This window comes from Peribacillus sp. N1 (assembly GCF_054600815.1).
The window spans coordinates 272904-290487 of record NZ_BAAHZO010000005.1 but is presented as its reverse complement, the minus strand read 5'-3'; the positions used below and the strand labels follow the sequence as shown (position 1 = coordinate 290487).

Annotated in this window: 18 protein-coding genes and 1 pseudogene; 12 read left to right on the top strand and 7 right to left on the bottom strand. The window is 37.1% G+C overall.

The window, feature by feature from the left end; translation table 11 throughout:
- Positions 1-28: 28 nt before the first annotated feature.
- The 6 genes and pseudogenes from ACYP5M_RS19925 to ACYP5M_RS19900 all read right to left on the bottom strand — a co-directional run bounded on the left by ACYP5M_RS19925 (position 29) and on the right by ACYP5M_RS19900 (position 4293).
- Positions 29-580: a chromate transporter gene (locus ACYP5M_RS19925; protein WP_434168745.1), complete on the bottom strand. Its 552-nt coding sequence runs from the start codon at positions 578-580 to the stop codon at positions 29-31.
- Complete coding sequence (locus ACYP5M_RS19920) at positions 580-1200, bottom strand: chromate transporter (protein WP_434168746.1); 621 nt, start codon at positions 1198-1200, stop codon at positions 580-582. The genes ACYP5M_RS19925 and ACYP5M_RS19920 overlap by 1 nt, the downstream gene beginning before the upstream one ends.
- Before the next feature lie 370 nt (positions 1201-1570).
- On the bottom strand, positions 1571-2443 hold the full coding sequence (locus ACYP5M_RS19915) for a DMT family transporter (protein ID WP_434168747.1): 873 nt from the start codon (positions 2441-2443) through the stop codon (positions 1571-1573).
- A gap of 521 nt (positions 2444-2964) precedes the next feature.
- Positions 2965-3177 (bottom strand): hypothetical protein, encoded by a 213-nt coding sequence (locus tag ACYP5M_RS19910; RefSeq protein ID WP_101224302.1) that lies wholly within the window; start codon positions 3175-3177, stop codon positions 2965-2967.
- A gap of 20 nt (positions 3178-3197) precedes the next feature.
- Positions 3198-3554 carry a hypothetical protein gene (locus ACYP5M_RS19905; protein WP_459735436.1) on the bottom strand — a complete coding sequence of 119 codons (357 nt, stop codon included), beginning with the start codon at positions 3552-3554 and terminating at the stop codon, positions 3198-3200.
- Positions 3551-4293, bottom strand: a pseudogene (locus tag ACYP5M_RS19900) (ABC transporter ATP-binding protein). Before ACYP5M_RS19900 ends, ACYP5M_RS19905 begins: the two are co-directional and overlap by 4 nt.
- A gap of 305 nt (positions 4294-4598) precedes the next feature.
- Between ACYP5M_RS19900 and ACYP5M_RS19895 the strand changes: the two are divergent.
- The 3 genes from ACYP5M_RS19895 to ACYP5M_RS19885 all read left to right on the top strand — a co-directional run bounded on the left by ACYP5M_RS19895 (position 4599) and on the right by ACYP5M_RS19885 (position 6185).
- Positions 4599-4961 carry a group I truncated hemoglobin gene (locus tag ACYP5M_RS19895; RefSeq protein WP_459735435.1) on the top strand — a complete coding sequence of 121 codons (363 nt, stop codon included), beginning with the start codon at positions 4599-4601 and terminating at the stop codon, positions 4959-4961.
- 95 nt (positions 4962-5056) lie between these two features.
- Positions 5057-5446, top strand: a complete 390-nt coding sequence (locus ACYP5M_RS19890; protein ID WP_459735434.1) for a cupredoxin domain-containing protein — start codon at positions 5057-5059, stop codon at positions 5444-5446.
- Between the two features lie 184 nt (positions 5447-5630).
- Positions 5631-6185: a hypothetical protein gene (locus ACYP5M_RS19885; RefSeq protein WP_459735433.1), complete on the top strand. Its 555-nt coding sequence runs from the start codon at positions 5631-5633 to the stop codon at positions 6183-6185.
- Positions 6186-6216: 31 nt separating this feature from the next.
- Here ACYP5M_RS19885 and ACYP5M_RS19880 read toward each other — a convergent pair whose 3' ends face one another.
- Positions 6217-7629: a PQQ-dependent sugar dehydrogenase gene (locus tag ACYP5M_RS19880; protein WP_459735432.1), complete on the bottom strand. Its 1413-nt coding sequence runs from the start codon at positions 7627-7629 to the stop codon at positions 6217-6219.
- 346 nt (positions 7630-7975) lie between these two features.
- Here ACYP5M_RS19880 and ACYP5M_RS19875 point away from each other — a divergent pair, with 346 nt between their 5' ends.
- The 9 genes from ACYP5M_RS19875 to ACYP5M_RS19835 all read left to right on the top strand — a co-directional run bounded on the left by ACYP5M_RS19875 (position 7976) and on the right by ACYP5M_RS19835 (position 17321).
- Positions 7976-9574 (top strand): bifunctional metallophosphatase/5'-nucleotidase, encoded by a 1599-nt coding sequence (locus ACYP5M_RS19875; RefSeq protein ID WP_459735431.1) that lies wholly within the window; start codon positions 7976-7978, stop codon positions 9572-9574.
- Positions 9575-9858: 284 nt separating this feature from the next.
- Positions 9859-10530, top strand: coding sequence for a GntR family transcriptional regulator (locus tag ACYP5M_RS19870; RefSeq protein ID WP_260356824.1), 672 nt, complete (start codon positions 9859-9861; stop codon positions 10528-10530).
- A gap of 480 nt (positions 10531-11010) precedes the next feature.
- The gene (locus ACYP5M_RS19865) at positions 11011-12477 is read left to right on the top strand and encodes a 4-hydroxyphenylacetate 3-hydroxylase family protein (RefSeq protein ID WP_434168755.1); all 1467 of its coding nucleotides are present in this window, start codon (positions 11011-11013) and stop codon (positions 12475-12477) included.
- Positions 12478-12506: 29 nt separating this feature from the next.
- On the top strand, positions 12507-13298 hold the full coding sequence (locus tag ACYP5M_RS19860) for a carbon-nitrogen family hydrolase (RefSeq protein ID WP_434168756.1): 792 nt from the start codon (positions 12507-12509) through the stop codon (positions 13296-13298).
- A complete protein-coding gene (locus tag ACYP5M_RS19855) occupies positions 13295-13972 on the top strand; it encodes a DUF2848 family protein (RefSeq protein ID WP_434168757.1) in 678 nt (225 codons plus the stop codon). The genes ACYP5M_RS19860 and ACYP5M_RS19855 overlap by 4 nt, the downstream gene beginning before the upstream one ends.
- A 1-nt stretch (position 13973) precedes the next feature.
- Positions 13974-14690, top strand: coding sequence for a cupin domain-containing protein (locus ACYP5M_RS19850; RefSeq protein ID WP_434168758.1), 717 nt, complete (start codon positions 13974-13976; stop codon positions 14688-14690).
- Positions 14691-15070: 380 nt separating this feature from the next.
- Positions 15071-15955 carry an adenylyltransferase/cytidyltransferase family protein gene (locus ACYP5M_RS19845; protein WP_459735430.1) on the top strand — a complete coding sequence of 295 codons (885 nt, stop codon included), beginning with the start codon at positions 15071-15073 and terminating at the stop codon, positions 15953-15955.
- On the top strand, positions 15955-16416 hold the full coding sequence (locus ACYP5M_RS19840) for a flavin reductase family protein (protein WP_459735481.1): 462 nt from the start codon (positions 15955-15957) through the stop codon (positions 16414-16416). Before ACYP5M_RS19845 ends, ACYP5M_RS19840 begins: the two co-directional genes overlap by 1 nt.
- Before the next feature lie 131 nt (positions 16417-16547).
- Positions 16548-17321 carry an IclR family transcriptional regulator gene (locus ACYP5M_RS19835; RefSeq protein ID WP_459735429.1) on the top strand — a complete coding sequence of 258 codons (774 nt, stop codon included), beginning with the start codon at positions 16548-16550 and terminating at the stop codon, positions 17319-17321.
- The last annotated feature ends 263 nt before the right edge of the window (positions 17322-17584 follow it).

Here is a 17584-nt window from a genome sequence, read left to right as displayed (position 1 = left end):
AATCCCCCTATATAGGTGGATTTTTTTATTATGTGAGCGGGATGATAAAGCCGCCATACGCAAAGGCAAGAATGATTACGAATGCGGGGTGAATCTTGAATTTACCTAAAGCCAATAATGCCAATCCAGCGATGACGATTGAATGGATGTAGCCGATGGATCCGACCGCATCCTCTGCCATATTCCAGGTGAGCAATAACATCATGATCGCAATCACGGGCTGTACAAGCAGTGACATGCCTTTTACGATAGGCGATTGCTTGTATTTTCGCAGGATTTTTAATAAATATATTAAAGCCACGGCTGAAGGGATGATCGTGCCTGCCAAGGCAGCTAGAAATCCTGGCCAGCCATATACATCATATCCGACATATGCGGCTATTTTCGTGGCGATCGGTCCTGGGAGTGAATTTCCTAACGCCAGCATTTGTGAGAACTCGGTATTATCAAGCCAGCCATAACGGGTAACGATTTGATCATACATTAGCGGAATCGAGGCTGGACCTCCGCCGTAACCAAGCATATTGGCTATGAAAAACGCCAGAAAAACAGCAACTCCTATTGGGATAATAAGACCCATTAAGCGGATTCCTCCTTCCTATCCGTCTTTTTGTTTTTCAATCTATCCTTTAATTTAAAATGAAACGCTCCATATATAAGAAAAATCATGATGACGATACCCGGATGCAGGGAAATGACCTGCAGAAGCAAAAAGGAAATCGCAAAAAAGGTGATTCCGAGCACCTTTCCTAACCCTTTTACCGCCTTTTCGCCAAACTCATAAGCCATTTGACCAAGCATGACAGCAACCACCGGCATTACAGCAGCGATCATATTACTGATCATTGCGGAATTACTTAGAACATTAATGAACGCAATCAAGAAAACCATCGCAATGCATGAAGGTAAAACGTGAGCGGCCACACTTACGATGGCTCCCGGCCAGCCTTTTAATTTGTAACCAAGGTATGCTGCCATCTTCGTGGCAATCGGTCCTGGGAGTGTATTGGCAATCGCCAAAGTTTCCCCGAATTCATCATCTTCGAGCCAGTGATAACGGGAAACTGCTTCGTGGCGGATGAGCGGGATGACTGATGGTCCGCCGCCGAAACCTAATATCCCCGTTCTCATCATCCCAATCGTCAATTCCATATATGGTTTTTTCAAGAACGATTCCTCCTTTGTTATAAAATTTAGCATTCATTTCCAAAAGATTATGAATTAATGATAACAAAAACTCTTTCGAAATGTACATAAAATAATAATTATTATTACGTAATGATTGTATATTTGAGATTTTTCAATATAATCGGCTGGAAAAAATATAATAATACATCTTTTTGTCTTAAGAATCTAGAAACCGTTGGGACGGTGTGGAGATGAGTTCTTGGATTCCGCCTTATTATTAACATAAAGGGGTATTAATAAGGATAAATTACAAATAAAAAACAACTTTTTCTGCAATCCCCATTTTAAAACCAAAAAAGAACCCTATAGACAGCCTTTTTTAAAGAGACCGCTCTATAGGGTACATTTTAATATATAACTCTAATAAACTTATTAATGTGGGTTATTCTTCCCGAATGACTAATAATACCCCGATAAAAATTAATATTGTGCCGATCCAAAAAGACAAGCCGATTTGTTCCCCTAGAATTAACCAACCTAAAAAAGTACCGACTATAGGCTGTAAAAAGAAAAACAATCCACCACTTGAAGCGGTAAGCATTTGCAGTCCGCGATTCCAAAGTAAAAAGGCACATGCTGTGGAAATAACGCCCAAGTATAATAGGCCGCCCCATATGGATGGATGCATGATTGCTTGAAAATCAAGCTCATCCAATCGACTGATCGTAACAGGTGTTAAAAAAACAATTGCCACAAGCACTGCATAGGTCGTTATAACAATTTGTGAATATTGCCCAGGGACACGTTTAATTAGAACAGACATAAGTGCCCAAGTTAAGGCAGCAATAAGCAGTGATAGGCCCCCAAGTTGGTGAGATGAACCGATATGGGCATTCCCGACAATGATACCGACTCCGATCGTCGCTAAAATTACAGAAATTGACTTTTTAAAAGTGATCTTTTCTTTTAAAACGATACGTGCAAATATCACCATAAATGCAGGTGTTGTGGAAGTAATGATAGCTCCCATTTGTGCAGTGGATAGCAGTGTACCGACTTCCTGGGTTACGATGGAAATTGTGTTTCCAACAAGTCCTATAATGAAAACCAAAAGCCAGTCTCGTTTTTCAATCCGCCAAGATTGTTTTGTTATAAAACCAATTGTCATCAATGCTAAAATCGCAATTACATATCGTATTAATACTAATTCAAGTGGCGGAACAACATCTACCACAACTTTTACCACAACATACATCCCGCCCCAAATGCTAGCAGCGAGTGATAAATATAAAGAACCTAATATAGTGTTTTTCATTTTGTACCCTCCGTTTTAACTAAACATTTCCAGTCCTTAACGGAGATGCAATTTTTCTGCCGTTAAGGAAGAATAACTGCAGGTACATCATTTTCGAATAGTGGTGACCACATCATCAGCTTTCAGCTCACTTTCAAAAAAAATTTATTTTCAATGTTTTTAGCTAACATCAGTAAGTTACAAAATATACTCATTTAAATATACAAGATTTTAGATTGATAAAACAACAAATAATAGTATTAAAGCTAGCGTATCATTAAGGTAATCCGTCAATCAAGATAGTATACTAAAACATGAAACACATGAAAGAACCCCACCTGATCTATTAGCAACGGGTGGGGTTTCTATTTGGCTTAATGGATTCTATTTGGGATAAAAAGAGGGATTTATAGGGAAGGGAAGCAAATGGTACAGTAATAATGCTGGAAAGAAAAGGTGGATTAAGATTAAAGAGCTCCCTTAAAGAGTTTAATCCTAATCCACCGTTAAGTTAAATTTGGTGCATGACCTTTCCGGAAGCATCACAATCCGTTATATTTTCTTTCAATTTTCCTGAACTCATCTGATAGTTCAAATAGGGTGTGTAATACGGCTGTTTGAATATATAGATTCATATAATTATCATTGCTCTTCTTTTGAAAAGATAAATCATGTTTTTCATTAATTTTCCTAGTAATACATGCATTAATTTCGCTCCACATTTCTTTCGTTCCTTCTTTAATTTTAGTCTCCATAATCTCCCACTCCTTTTTTATTAGTTTATCCAATCTATTACATTCTTATACTTATTTTTTGGCCAATCTGGTAACTTTTTTATCTTAAAGTTAATGTCTACAGTTTTTTTGGGTATCCTTCTTTTTCTTTGCTTCATAAAGAAAGAGTTAGCATAAAGAATAAAGAAAATGATAAAGAGGAAGATGACCACTGAGGCAATCGACACCCCCGTTTGAAAACTCTCCTTATTATTAAGTACATCCAATATATCCTGGTTATACATCAATGATGAGAAGGTGAAATGGACCATCACACCTGTAATCATGGCAAACAGATAAATCGTATAAACACGGAAATTGCGCTGAACGTTCCGGAACGTCATATTCAGTAAGTTCACCTTTGATTCCCTCCCATGGCACTCTGGATGTGAAGGATTCGATCAAAGAAGTCACTTTGACTTTGGTCACCTTTATAAAGCTCGTTTACGATTCCTCCATCACGCAAGAAGATAACTCGTTTACAGAAGCTTGCTGCATAGGAGTCGTGAGTAATCATAAGATCGTTTGAAACGTTTCATTTAAGCTCGATAACTGTTCCAATAATTGTGTTGCTGATCTCGAATCAAGAGCGCCTGTAGGTTCATCTGCAAAGACAATCGCAGGGTTTGTAATAATGGCGCGCGCAGATGAGGCCCGTTGTTTCTGACCGCCTGAAACTTCTGTAGGGTATTTATCCTCGATTTCTTCAATATTCAATGCCTGAATGACTGGTCTCAGCCGTCTTTCCATCTCATCCGTAGAAAATTTTCTTAATGAAAGGGGCAGGAGAATATTCTCTTTAATCGTTAAGGTATCAAGCAAATTGTAATCTTGAAAGATGAACCCCATTCGTTCTTGGCGAAATGTACGCAATGCTTTTTTGTTTAAATCCAACAGGGCCTGTTCTTCAAGCCAGACCTCCCCGCCAGAAAATTTATCAATTGTCGATAGCACATTCATCAGTGTGGTTTTTCCTGAACCGGATGGCCCCATAATAGCAGTAAATTCACCCGAAGTAATGGTAAGGTCAATATTTTTTAAAACCTGTGCCTTTCCATAGGATTTAGATAGGTTTTTAGTTTGTAATACTTTTTTCAACGTAAATCTCCTCCTCATGTTACATACTATAAAATTCATCCCTTATCCCACCATAGATGTAACAGGAAGTAAGATTACAATTTTGTCACATTACAATTTGAATATGTAAAAAAACGTGTGAACAGTGAATGTAATAAATGGAATTCCCTAAATCAATTATGCATTTTCAGCAACTTGGTAGCAACAAGTGGAAATAAAGAGGGATAAGTGGATCTCAGCCAAAGGGAATTAAATTGAAAGATAAGGAATAAAAACAAATTTTCTACAGAGAATACTTCTATTAATTACAAGTTAGGAGTGTATATATGGAACAAACACTTTATGAAAAAGTCGGCGGAGAAGAAGCTATAGCAAAAGTTGTGGACTATTTTTACTCTGAATTGGTTCTTAAGGATGAGACAGTTAATCATTTTTTTGAAAACACGGATATGGAAAAGCAACGCCGTCATCAAACAAAGTTCATTAGTTTTGCATTAGGTGGTCCAAAACAATATTCTGGACAATCCATGGCAAAAGCTCACCAAGGATTGAATCTGCAACCAGACCATTTCAATGCCATTGTAAAACATCTTAACGATGCACTAGCTCACTTTGGAGTGAATGAAGCTGACATAGATACAGCTTTAACTAAAGTTGCTACACTAAGAGATGATATCTTGTATAAATGATTGTTATTGAGCTAGCAGCTCCTTTGCAACCAAATTAATAGTAATAATATTTAATGGATTAGAAAAAAATAGTGTTAGGGAAGGAGGGATTGCGAATGTCTTTGAAAAAGCGGGTAACAGGATTGGTCGTTATGTTTGCAATGGTTGTAGTTGTGACAACTCTAGGCTCACTCGACGTATATGCCGAATCCGGTGTTGTAAATCAGCCTATGGATACGGTGAAATCGATTGAGGTCGAGTTGAACGATGATAACTTTAATCCGAAAGTCATCACTATTCCGAATGGAACAGCCACAACGTTGATATTGAAAAACAAAGGCACAAAAGAGCACACCTTCACAGTGGAAAAGCTCGGAATTGACACCGAGGTCCAACCAGGTAAAGAAAAAACCATTACCGTGCAACCGAAACAGCCCGGTACATATGAACTGATATGCCGGTACCACTTCCAGGAAGGAATGGTTGGAGAAGTAATAGTCAAATAAGAGGCAGGGCCCAATAAGGCCTTGTTTTTTTTATAGGCGATTATGTTTTAGAGAGATTTTTTTTATTAAGCTATTTTTCATTACACAGGAAATTGATGTTTAGATAATTAATAATTGTTCCACCCCTAATAAATGGTAATATAATGTATCGTAACGTATAAACCATTTGGATTGAGGTGGAAAGGTGTATTTTTTTAAACCTATTTCTGATGAGATTCGTTTAGCTCAAATAATATTCAATAAACATAAAAAAACGATGAAGCTCATTTTAGGGTCTATTTTTGCCTGCATTGCTGCTATTCTACAAGCTGCTGCTGGCTTTTTACCAGGTATAGGATATTTTATAAGTCCGCTAGCCACTGCACCTATTCTGTTATGTTCCATGTTTTCCATTCCATATGGTGTGATGACCTACCTTCTGACAATAATGTTGTTATTCATCCTACAGCCAACTGAACTGATTGTTTTTCCTTTTACAACAGGATTGTTAGGACTTGGCATAGGGGCATCTTTTTACTTCTTTAGGAAGAGATTAAGTATTATTGCTGCAGGTGCAATTCTTTTAATGTTAGGGATTATGAGTCTAATGTTTATTTTTCACTTTCCGGTTTTAGGTCCAGCCGTCTCTGTTTCCAATTCATTTCTTATAACTGGCTTTTTATTTGCTTTCATTTATAGCTGGTTATGGGTTGGAATTGCTTTAATCATTTTTAAAAGATTAAAAATGATTATAATTTAGTGATTCTCCATCACTTGGTTTTAATTTCGATTCATGGAACAATTTCAAAAACAGTACCCTGGTTGAAATCAGTCACTTTCATAGAGCCATAAACCCCTAAATATAATCTGCTTTGGTCCAGATTCGTTCCCAAATTAACATAATAAGCTGATTGAGACCCAAAATCATAATCGGTTTGTATCACACTAAAATCATTTTGTTCACCATTTGGTCTAACGGTGGTATAAGCTAGAGCCCCTCTAACCTGAGGTTGAGATTCTTTCCGGGCAAGATCGGTAAACACAACGCTTCCTGTTAAACCAGGGATGCTTTTCCCCATATAGGCTTGCACTCCTGTAAGCGCAGTTCCTCCAAACTTATCGGGTCTGTTATCTTTATGAAAATAACTAGTTAAAGGCTGAAGACGACTCCCTGAAAGTGATACTGCTTCATTGTAATAAGCAATTGTTTTTTCATCCGAATTCTGATTTTCTGTGCAGCCTTTTATAATCGAAGCAGGAAAAGCACCTTCCCAACCTCGCCAGCCAAAGTTAATAACTCCTTCTTTGTCAGGTTCAGAATTCATGAAAGAAGTTTGAATAAGCTGAGTAACCGGAATTGGTTTATAATGAACGAATGAAAAAATCGACTCGACCAAATTCTGGCCGACATTTCCCGCATATTTAATATACTGATTATAAAACCTTTGAAATGAAATGCCTGGTATATTGCGAACTCCTTTGGCCATTACTATGAGCGCTTCCTGAATGGTTGTGGGAAGTTCATTGAAGCGTGTGACAATGGGTGGATCATTGACGTACATATTCTTACCTACATCAATTTCAATTATTTTACCAGCGATTTCTAGATCGTCCTGGCTTAAGTTAAATGGATCATGGCCTGATCCACCATCTCCGGTTGTTAAAACAAGTTTTCCTGTTTCAGGTGAAAAGTTTAAACTATTGAACCCATTATGATTTGAAAATGGTCTTCTTAAGTTAAGTAATGTCCGTCGTTTTTGGGGTTGACCATTCGATTGTAAAATCCATTCTTCAATTGTATCAATATGATCATATTGTGTTTCTCTATTTATCCACCTTAGGTTTAAAGTCTTGGGATCACATGGATCAGGCTTAAAAGATTCAGGAAGAGCACCTGGTCCTTGTGTTCCAGCCGCTGAATAATGAAGATAAAACAGACCGTTATAATAAAAATCGGGATGAAACGCTAGCCCTAGCAATCCCCGTTCATCATATCCGCCACCAGAAGCACCTAATTTCAGGATTCGCGGGCGAATATCCAAAAAAGTCCTTATATCTCCGTTTCCTATGTAAAAGATCTCTCCTACCTGGGTTGCAATAAATAATCTTTCAATTGAGTCACCTGGAAGTATGGTTGTTTTCAAAACAGTAGGTAAATTTATTTTACTTACGATGGGCCGTAAACCAACCTTGACTTTTATCAACTGACTTTGCACCCCTTCTTATTGTTTTCTTTTTATAAGAATATGATTAGAGCTGTCCATTAGTACCAAATTAGGCCGGGGAATCTGATAAGGCATTACACCATTTTCTGCGTAATTAAATGGGTAGAAAAATGGGAGCTTTTTTAAATAAAACTGTATTTATTGCTAGTCAAAATCTTAGCAGATTTCTAAATGTTAAGCCGTATGAGTATTTAAAAAAGCTATGCATGTACTGGGTTAATTTAATAATTATTATATGAAATATAACAAAAAATCACGGTCCCTTTATACGGATATAAAATTCAAGAGTTATTCTTAATTTACATCCAGAGGGAGGGATCGGAAATTGTCAAAATTTCAGGCCATATCTTCTTTGTTCATCTTGGTATTCATCATCATTTTCGTAACTTATAAAATCACAGCATACTCATCCAATCATTCAACGAACCATTCCACATCCAACCACTACATTCAAGTACATTTGTTAGGAGTTAATGATTTTCACGGCCAACTAAACAAATATCAAATGGTTTCAGGAACCATGGCAGGTGGGGCTGAATACTTGTCTGCCCATTTAAAAAAATATAAACAAGAAAACCCAAATACACTACTTGTTCATGCAGGTGATATGGTAGGAGGAAGTCCTCCAATCTCTTCTCAATTTAAAGACGAACCGACGATTGAATTTTTAAACCTTCTGCACTTTGATGTCGGGACACCTGGAAATCATGAATTGGATCAAGGTGTAAATGAAATGAAACGCCTTATTTATGGAGGATTCAATAAAAAAACAGGCTATTTTCAAGGTGCCAATACTTCTTACAGTTCTGCAAATATAATCGATAGAAAGTCGGGTACTCCCTTGTTACCACCGTATGTTATTAAACAAATTGACGGAATTAATATTGGATTTATCGGGGTGGTCACAAAAGAGACCAACCTGTATGTGACACCTGAAAATCGAAAAGAAGTAGAAATTACGGATGAAGTTACAGCTATTAACCGATCCGTTAAGATTTTAAAGGAAAATGGGATTAAAGTGATTGTTGTATTGGCACATGATTCAGCTAAATCAGATAAGGCAGGAGCAAATACCAGTGGAGCTTTAGTGGAGATGGCTCCAAGAATCGATGATGAGGTCGATGTCATTTTTGCGGGTCACAGCCATGAATATGCCAATACCGTTGTAGCCGGTAAACTGATCGTTCAAGCTTATTCTAATGGGAAAGCCTTTTCTCAAGTAAATCTTGAAATTGACCCACATTCTAAAATTATCGTTAAGAAACAAGCAAAGATTATTGTCACTTCACATCATCATATAAAACCGGATAAAGAAACGGTTGCCCTTCTAAATAAATACAGAAAAAGATTGGGGAGCCACTTTAATCAGGTAATAGGACAAATGCCTGAAGAAATCAAACGAAATCAAGATGCAAACGGTGAATCCCCATTAGCGAAAATGATTGCAGAATCTGAGCGGGAAGCCATGGGGGTAGATATAGCTTTTGTCCATCAAGGCGAAATGCGGAAAAGTTTTAAAAAAGGGGAGGTCACTGTAGAAGACCTTTATACAGTCTTGCCTATGGGTCATAGTGTCAGTAAGTTAATCTTAACAGGAGACCAAATAAAACTTGCTTTAGAACAGCAGTGGGCGAAAGATTATGAAAATAGGCTGCAAACGGTTGGTTTAACGTATAATTGGGACCCCGAAGCTCCAATTGGCAACCGCATTGTTGCGCTGAAAGATATGAAGGGTCAAGAGATTCAGGCAAGCAACGAATATGAAGTGGCAGTTAGTAATTATTTAGCTTCAGGCGGTGATAACTTCACTGCATTTGAACAAGGTAGACTCGTAGAATCCGGTCCGCAAGTTGTCACTGCACTAATACGCTATATCCAACAGAAGTACCCCCACGAAATTTTTCACCCTTCATTGAAAGAATGAAGGGAAAATACAAGGACTTGCATAAGTAAGTGAGCCCAAAAAATTATATTTTCGACTATTGTTAAGGTACTCTTTCAAAGGAGTTGCTTCGGCAGCTCTTTTTCTTATGGAATAAAAAGGTGCTGCCCGGTTTGTAAAATTCAGAAAAATAAAAAATATATTATTGACTTATGTCTGAGGTATTATGTATTATGTATACATAACACATATCAGGTTTTAGCCAATCATGTAGATTTAAATTGTTCATAAATATTGTAAAGACTTATCAAAAAGGACGGATTAATATGGCAGGAATTCATTTAAAACCAATCGAAAAGGAAAGAACAACACAAGATAAAGTTTATAATCAAATAAAAAAAGCAATTTTATTTGGTGGTATTACCAGTGATGAAATATTTACTGAAGTTCAATTAGCGGAAAGGTTAGATACTTCGAGAACTCCGGTAAGGGCAGCTATTCAAGATTTGGTGAAGGAAGGATTACTTGTTTCCATACCAAGGAAGGGTTTAACTGTAAGAAAGATTACACCAGAGGAACAGGATGAAATCTTTTTACTAAGAAGTGCAATTGAAGTTGAATCGGTGAAAAAACTAACAAAAGAAATGACATCACCTGAAAAGCTGAGGTTACTTAAATTAATTCTGAAGCAACAAGAAGAAGCGTTGCAAAACGATGATGCTATTAGTTTTATCAGGCTAGACCATGAGTTTCATCTCTCGCTGACAAGGCTAGCAAACTTCACTATAATAGAGCAAGTTTTGAACAATCTTCATAACCTTACTCAGCTTATGGGTTTAAAAGCAGTCAGTAAACTTGGGAGAATGAAAAATGTTTTAATGGAACATACTCAGATTATCCAGGCTTTAGAGGAGAAAAATCCCGAACTGGCTTCACAGGCGATTTTAAACCATTTAGAAAAAACAAAAGAAACATTGATTATGGTTGATAATTCCTGATTTCTATCAAATGCTTGAAGGGGGGTGCTCCTAGTAAAAGGCAGTTTATTAATCTTTAGAAAAAAAGGGTTTAGAATCAACTTCAGACTATGAAGTTGAAGCAAGGTTAAACCGATTCTTTTTTTCACGTGTAGAGCAAAGCCTTGGAGAAATTCTTCCGAATGCTTTTTCCTGGGTTTTTGCTTAGATAGTAAGCCTTATTGTTGAAATAGTAAGAGAACAATCTATAATTCATTGGAAATGAAAGCGTTTACCCATCGATCCCGATGTTAATGTTCATAGGTAAAGAGTTAAGGTATAAAGGAATAATGATCCGATATGGAATGTCATTACCTACCTTAATTACAGATTGGAATTGGCAAAACCTTTAATGTATACACAATACATAATACATAACGCGAAATACAATTAAGGTTCGCCTGTTAAATCGTTTTTGTTTTTAAAACATGTACTTATTCAAACATATAGGAGGAATCAGGTATGGTTAGAACAGGTAAAGAATATTTACAGTCATTGAAAGATGATAGGGCAATCTACATAAATGGGGAACGAGTACAGGATGTGACGACCCACCCAGCTTTTACAGGAATTACACATACCATTGCAGGTTTATACGATTTAGCATGGGATGAATCTCAGAATATGACATACAAAACTGAGGACGGTACACTAGCAAATAAAATTTATATGATTCCAAGGAGTCGGGAAGAACTTAAAGATAGAAGATTGGCGATTTCTAAATGGTCTGAAGCAACATGTGGATTTGTCGGAAGAAGCCCTGATCACGTCGCCAGCTTTTTGGCTGCTTTTGCCAGTTCACCCGATGTGTTTGATCGTGGAGGAGAAGGTTATGGGAATAATGTTTTGAATTTCTATAAACATGTGCGAGATCAGGATCTATATGTAACATACGTTATTATTCCGCCACAAATCGATCGAAGTAAAGCAGCTCATGAACAGGAAGATAAATTTCTTCCAGTTGGAGTGTACGAAGAAAGAGAGGACGGAATTATTGTTCGAGGTTCTCAAATGCTCGGTACTGCATCAGCAGTATCAGATTACTTATTTGTAAGTTGCCTTACACCACTCAGACCTGGTGATGAAGATTATGCTTTGTCTTTTGTACTGCCGATTCATGCAAAAGGATTAAAATTTTATGCGAGGCCTGGTTATGCTGAAAAATCTCCAAGCACATTTGATTACCCATTGTCCTCTCGTTTTGATGAAAGTGATTCATTAGTTGTTTTTGACGATGTATTCATTCCTTGGCAAGATATTTTTGTTTACAAAAATATTGACATCGTGAGAGCTCAGTTCCATGAAACACCAGCTCACGTATTAGGCAATAATCAGGCGCAAATAAGATTTAGCAATAAATTGAAATTTTTGATTGGGGCTGCTCGAAAAGTTTCTGCTATGAATGGAATTGATAAAATCCCTTCAGTCCAAGAGAAGTTAGGGGAACTTGCTTCTATTGCGGCTTCTGTAGAAGGTAATCTCTTAGCTTCTGAATATAATTGTATCATCGACAAAAACGGTGTGGCACGACCGAATCCACGTTTTCTCTATGGTGTAGTAGGTCAACAGGAAACTATATATGCTTCCACTATTAAAATTTTACGGGAGTTATGCGGTGGAGGTGTTTTACAATTACCATCTTCATATAAAGAACTCATCAATCCTGAAACGAAAGATGATATGTATCAATATATACGTTCTACGGGAGTTGGGGCTGAGGAGAAAATTAAACTATTTAAGTTAGTATGGGATATCATTGGTTCAGAATTCGGTGGCAGGCATCAACAGTATGAAATGTTCTATAATGGTGCACCTTTTGTCACGAAAGGCTTTTCATTTAGAAATTACGGCTATGATGAGCCGGTTCAAATGGTGGATGAATTTTTAGGAAGCTATTCACTTCCCACTCAGGTGGAAGAACTAATATAAAAAAATATAAATAAAAGGATGTTGCAGAAATGAAAATTGCATCAATACAATTAGAGATTAAAGATAGCGAATCTAAATCTGCTCGTATAGATCGTGTGGAGTCAATGATTGATGGATTAAAAGGACAAGATTTAATAGTTTTACCAGAAACGTGGGCAACAGGGTACTTTTCTTTTGATCGTTATATTGACGAATCAGAAGAATTGAATGGGGATTTTGTCCAACGATTCTCCTCAAAGGCTAAAGAAGTTAAGTCATATATATTTGCAGGTAGTTTTATAGAAAAAAATAATGGAAAATACTACAACACAAGTGTTCTATTTTCTCCGGATGGGAAACTTATAGGAACCTATCGAAAAATGCATTTATTTCGTTATGGTTCAAGAGAAGGCCAAATATTGACGAGAGGAAATGAAACAACTGTAGTCGATACAGAATTCGGGAAAGTTGGCTTATCAACTTGCTATGATTTGCGATTTCCTGAATTGTATCGTGCTGAAGTGGATTTAGGAGCAGAGTTACTTCTTGTTACATCTGCTTGGCCGCATAGAAGGCTGGAGCATTGGAAATTATTCAATTCAGTTCGAGCATTGGAAAACCAGTGTTTCTTGATTTCGAGTAATTGTGTTGGTAATACTAATGACGTCCTTTTAGCTGGTCATAGTCAAGTGGTTGACCCATGGGGGATTGTTGTGGCTGCTGGAGGAGACGAAGAAACTATTATTAAAACAGAGATTGATCCATCTCAGGTTACTAAGATTCGAGATGTATTCCCTAATTTGAAGCACCGAGTTTTGGATAGAGAGGAGGAATTCAGTTGATAAATATTAATGTTTGTGGAAGAAATATTGTCGCAGACCCTAAACGATTACTTATTGCCGGCTATACGGGAAAAGACCAGGAATCTGTAAAAAAACATATTGATGAATTGAAGGAGATCGGCGTACCGGCTCCTCCACAAGTTCCGATGATTTACGATCTTTCAACAAATCTCATTACGACAAATAACTCAATTTCAGTTATTCAAGAAAGCAGCAGCGGAGAAGCAGAAGTGGTCATCATGAAAATTCAAGGGAAATGGTATTTAGGACTTGGCAGTGATCACACGGACCGCGGGCTTGAAAAAGTGTCTATTCAGAAATCCAAACAAGTATGCAGCAAACCTATTTCAACACAATTTTGGGCTTTGGATGAAGTACAAGATCGATGGGATGACATTGAAATGAGAAGCTGGATGATTGTTGATGGGGTGAAAAAAGAGTACCAAACAGGCAAGCTGGGAGAATTCTTGCATCCTGAAGACTTGCTTAAAATAATCGAGGAACGTGGATATGATAGTGAGGATATGATTGTGTTTTGCGGAACATTACCGATTAAAAATGGTGAATTTATTTATGGGGAAGCATTTTCAGCAGAATTATATGATCGTTTAACGGATAACAAAATTCAAATGTATTATCAAGTTCATATTTTAGTGGATTCGGAGGTAGTTTGAAATGGAAAAATCAAAAATGAAAATTGATAGAAAACCAGAATTAGAATTTGTTGAGTATAAAACCTTTGAGGCTGTTCCTTCAAAAACTGTAAAAGGTGCATCTCAACGAATTATTGCACAGATTCCAGATACTAATGTTGCAACTCGAATTCTTGAACTGGAGGCAGGTACTGATACATCCCCTGATGGAGTCCAAGTCCATGATTTTTGGGAAGAATTATATATTATAGAAGGATCCTTAATTGATTTACGTCTAAATGAGGAATTTACAGCAGGAATGGTTGCATGCCGTCCTCCAGGGATGGAGCATGGTCCATGGAAATCAACTAATGGTTGCAGGATTTTCGAAGTTCGCTATTATGCAGATCAGAAAAAAGAAGAACATGAATTTGTCAATCATAACACTTTTGAAGCGCAGCCTTTTAGTAAGGTTAAGAGCCTTTCTGAAAGAATTATTGCTTCTGACCCTACTACAGGAGTCGCTACAAGAATTCTTCATAACGGTCCAGGGACAGATACTTCTCCTAATGGGGTGCAAGTCCATGATTTTTGGGAAGAATTATATATAATTGAAGGATCTTTAATTGATCTACGTTTAAATGAGGAATTTACAGCAGGAATGGTTGCTTGCCGTCCTCCTGGGATGGAGCATGGCCCATGGAAATCACCGGATGGCTGTAAGATTTTCGAGGTCCGTTACTACTCTAAGGTACAATAAACAGATATGTTTTGAAACGAATAAGCTCCTGCATATACGAATATGGTAATCCATCAAATGGCTTCTCGTGACATTAAACAACGAGGAGCCTTTTATCTCTGATACATTCTTACGCAGGAACCCAATGCTGAATGCTCAAATTGATTATTGGGGTATTTAAGTATCTGAATCTTCTGTGTAAAAGATTATGTATACAGAGTTCATTACGAAGAAACTCTAATCGTTAAACAGTGAGTGAACATTCATGAAAAGTTCAATTGTTGACTTAAAATGTACGTCATTAATGGTTGATGGGTCTACCGTACACCAGTATTACACAAAATAATATCGGCTAAACATTTTAAAAATCATTATCTTGATGACGGAGAAGGTGAAGCAGGTTGGATGTTTTCCATTTAGCACATCCACTAGAGGGATCCCTATATCCAAGGGAGCCTCACGTAATGGCATTAGGTTTTTTTGACGGTGTTCATTTAGGTCATCAATCTCTGTTGAAGCAAACCAAGAGAATAGCCGAAAAGAAAAATCTTAAATTCACGGCGATGACCTTCGATCCACATCCAAATGAAGTAATCAAATTGGAGAAAGATTGGAGATATTTAACTCCCCTAGCTTTAAAGATTGAAAGAATGGCTGCTATTGGAGTGGACAAGCTTTTTGTCATAAAGTTTAATTTAGCATTTGCTTCCCTTCAGCCATCTGAGTTTATTAAACAATATGTTTTAGGTCTTCAAGCTAAACATATAGTGGTAGGATTTGATTTCACCTTTGGAAATAAAGCTCAGGGTACTGTTGATTATATACAAAAAGTGAGTAAAAACAACCTCTTTGATGTAACCGTCATTTCAAAACAGGTACATAATGGCGAAAAAATAAGTTCAACTTTAATTAGAAAAATGGTAAGGGATGGAGATGTCCACCTTGTACCCTACTATTTGGGACATCATTTTGAAATTAATGGGGTCGTTTATAGTGCAAATAGACATAAACATGAGAAAGAGACAAATATGGAAATCTATATTGGGAATAAGTATATCCTGCCAGCACCAGGCTTATATCGTGTAGAAATCAAAAACGAGAACAAATCTTGTCATGGGAAATTCATAAGATATGGGTGCAGCAAGAGAAATGATGAAATAAGCGGTCAAATTATAGAAATGCTGAAGGGAGGTGTTGTGGAAGAATTGACTGTTAAATTCATAAAACAGATTCCTTTCGAATCAATGTCTAAGTATAGTTCAAATTTTAAGGAGGTTATAAAATGATGGATGATAGAAATTTTAGAAATGCGATGGGGAAATTTACAACAGGAGTAACAGTCATTACAACACTTTTAGAAGATGAAGCACACGGTATGACGGCGAATGCTTTTATGTCAGTTTCACTTAATCCAAGAATGGTCTTAATATCCATAGGCGAAAAAGCTAAAATGCTAGATAAAATTAATGAATCTGGAAAATTTGCTGTAAATATATTGTCAGATGCTCAAAAAGAGTTATCCATGCATTTTGCGGGGCAGATTAAAGAAAACCGTCAGATTGAATTTGGCTGGATGAATGAACTGCCAGTAATTAAAAATGCTTTAGCAAATATCGTATGTAAGGTCCATAGTAAACAAATGGCTGGGGACCATACACTCTTTATTGGAGAAGTAACTGAACTCGTCATTAACGAAGGAGCACCACTAGCCTTTTATGAAGGGAAATACGCCAAAATACTCAGCTAATCTGTTTATATCAGGATTTTTGTAAAAGTTTGATCATTAAATTTGAAAACGATGATCCTGTTCCGTATTAGTTAAAAAGACCGTAAAGCAGTCTTGAAAAAGCGCTTTTGTTTTGTTAAGGAGGGGAACTCATGCAAAGCAAAAATAAGACAGCCGTCAGATCAATGGATATCCTTAATCTTTTTTTAAAGCACTCAAAGTTAAGTTTTAATGAAATCGTACATTTTTCAGGGATACCGAAAACATCTGTTTATCGAATGGTAATGTCACTTGAAGAGATGGGTCTTCTCGCTAAAGATAGAGATGGAAAATATTCACTTGGCCTGTTATTTCTTCAGTTTGGCCATTTAGTAGCTGAACGCTTCGATATTCGGCAGGTAGCTTTGCCGATAATGCAAAAACTTCATGATAAGGTAGGGGAAGCCGTTAATCTCATCGTACAAGACGGCAAAGAGGCAATCTGCATCGAAAAACAGGATACAAAACAGCGTGTAAGGCTTAATACGGCAATTGGCCGGAGAACACCGCTGTATGCCGGAGCGTGTTCTCGTGTCATTCTCGCTTTTCTGCCGCAGTATGAGCGGGAACAATATTTAGAGCAAATAGAACTGAAGTCGATTGCATCTGGAACAATTACTGATAAAGGGAGACTTCGTATTCTTCTAGAAGAGTCTCGAAAAATGCAATTTACGATCAGTCACTCGGAACTTGAAAATTATATATCTGCGGTAGCTGCTCCTATTTTTAATTACAAAGGTTATATCATTGCGGGCATTAGTGTTGCTGGTCTTGAAGTGAATTACCAAAACGAGTTGTTGCCTCCATTGGTTGAAAAGGTTAAGAGTGCAGCACTCGATATTTCACGGGAATTTGGGTATAACGATAAACATCTTTGTTTAGGCTAATATATCCACGGTTGATAGACAAATTGCGATTATCGGCTTTTTCACCAGAACGATTAGTGCCTTATTGAAGGTATTTATATAATGTATTGTGGATACACAACACATTATACTGAATACTTATGAGTCTGATTAACTGCATGTTCAAGATTAATATAAGGCACAAAGTAAACAAATAGCAGGAGATCAGACTCTCTTTATCGGGGAAGTAACATAGTACGTTATTAATGTTGGTGCACCATTAACCTATTAATAATCAGCAAGCC

Excerpts from the sequence above, each read along its gene's own strand:
- ACYP5M_RS19890 (WP_459735434.1), top strand. The coding sequence starts at position 5,057 with ATGTCTTTGAAAAAGCGGGTAACAGGATTGGTCGTTATGTTTGCAATG.
- ACYP5M_RS19915 (WP_434168747.1), bottom strand. The coding sequence starts at position 2,443 with ATGAAAAACACTATATTAGGTTCTTTATATTTATCACTCGCTGCTAGC.
- ACYP5M_RS19925 (WP_434168745.1), bottom strand. The coding sequence starts at position 580 with ATGGGTCTTATTATCCCAATAGGAGTTGCTGTTTTTCTGGCGTTTTTC.
- ACYP5M_RS19920 (WP_434168746.1), bottom strand. The coding sequence starts at position 1,200 with ATGCTAAATTTTATAACAAAGGAGGAATCGTTCTTGAAAAAACCATAT.
- ACYP5M_RS19895 (WP_459735435.1), top strand. The coding sequence starts at position 4,599 with ATGGAACAAACACTTTATGAAAAAGTCGGCGGAGAAGAAGCTATAGCA.
- ACYP5M_RS19910 (WP_101224302.1), bottom strand. The coding sequence starts at position 3,177 with ATGGAGACTAAAATTAAAGAAGGAACGAAAGAAATGTGGAGCGAAATT.
- ACYP5M_RS19860 (WP_434168756.1), top strand. The coding sequence starts at position 12,507 with ATGAAAATTGCATCAATACAATTAGAGATTAAAGATAGCGAATCTAAA.
- ACYP5M_RS19870 (WP_260356824.1), top strand. The coding sequence starts at position 9,859 with ATGGCAGGAATTCATTTAAAACCAATCGAAAAGGAAAGAACAACACAA.
- ACYP5M_RS19840 (WP_459735481.1), top strand. The coding sequence starts at position 15,955 with ATGGATGATAGAAATTTTAGAAATGCGATGGGGAAATTTACAACAGGA.
- ACYP5M_RS19835 (WP_459735429.1), top strand. The coding sequence starts at position 16,548 with ATGCAAAGCAAAAATAAGACAGCCGTCAGATCAATGGATATCCTTAAT.
- ACYP5M_RS19850 (WP_434168758.1), top strand. The coding sequence starts at position 13,974 with ATGGAAAAATCAAAAATGAAAATTGATAGAAAACCAGAATTAGAATTT.
- ACYP5M_RS19865 (WP_434168755.1), top strand. The coding sequence starts at position 11,011 with ATGGTTAGAACAGGTAAAGAATATTTACAGTCATTGAAAGATGATAGG.